Annotated in this window: 1 protein-coding gene; it reads left to right on the top strand. The window is 40.0% G+C overall.

Annotated features, from left to right (window positions below):
• Positions 1-1,124: MobA/MobL family protein (locus tag ACYQ0Y_RS10260; protein ID WP_459935492.1), on the top strand; the 1,124-nt coding region annotated here is incomplete at both ends.

Raw genomic sequence — 1,124 nt, 5'->3', positions numbered from 1 at the left:
GTAATTGGGCAACAAGTGTTAATCAGTCTTTAGCACAAAAAAATATTCCGGATCGGATTAGTGAAAAATCGTTTGTCGATCAAGGGATTCAAGAGACACCTACCCAACACGAAGGCATTAACAGCCAAAGAAAAAATCGAAAAGCATTTAATCAACAAGTTAGCGCACAAAGAAACGCTCAAGCTAAATATCATAATCTTGACGAAAAGATAAGAAATCATGAACATTTTGACGCGTTAACTGACGAGCTATCGTTCTCTGAAAAACACACAATTAGTCATCTAAGTCAGCAATTGAAAACCTATGTCGATTTAGAACATTTAGATGATAAACAGCGCATGCTGTTTAATTGGAAAAACAGCTTATTAATTAAACATGCCGTTGGTGAAGATGTAACTAAGCAACTGCTGACTATTGACCAGCAAACGACATCACTAGCACAAGCAAATCAGTTGTTAAATAAAGTGGTGGACCGAGCAACTAAAAAATTATATCCAGAACTTGATTTTGAACAGACAACCGCGGCTGAACGACGGGAACTAATTAAAGAGACTAATAGCGAACAAACGATTTTTAAAGGTAGCGAATTGGCAGAACGGTTAGCGGATATTCGAAACGACTTATTAACCCAGCAATTATTGACGTTTACCAAGCGGCCATATACCAGCTGGCAGTTAGTTAATCAGCAAGTCCAGACGATTGAGAAGCAATTAACCACGGTACTAGCCAAACATGGCCACCAGTTAGACGATTTGAAGCATACTGATCGGGGCATGCTAGCCGCTTATGAACCTAACGAACTCGAATTCATTTCTAAAGCGGTGAAAGATTTACGGGTTATGCGGGAAGTTAAAGCCGTGGTGCAAACCCAATATGACAGCATTCTAACGACTGCTTTTCCGGACAGTGACCTCGATAAGTTAGAGACGATTGACAAGGAGCAAATCTATACCGCTGTGGTTTACTATGACCCAGAATTAAAGCCATTAAGCGCCGATGATCTTAGTCAATTGCAACAGCAGCCACCGGTAGTCTTTACTAGTCAGCAACACCAAGCCGGTTTGAATTACCTGTTAGGTAAAATTGAATTAAAAGATATTCAGAACCACCGATTACAACGGGTT

This window comes from Furfurilactobacillus curtus (assembly GCF_054657915.1).
The sequence above is the reverse complement of the archived record's forward strand: the minus strand, read 5'-3'. Positions and strand labels throughout refer to the sequence as shown.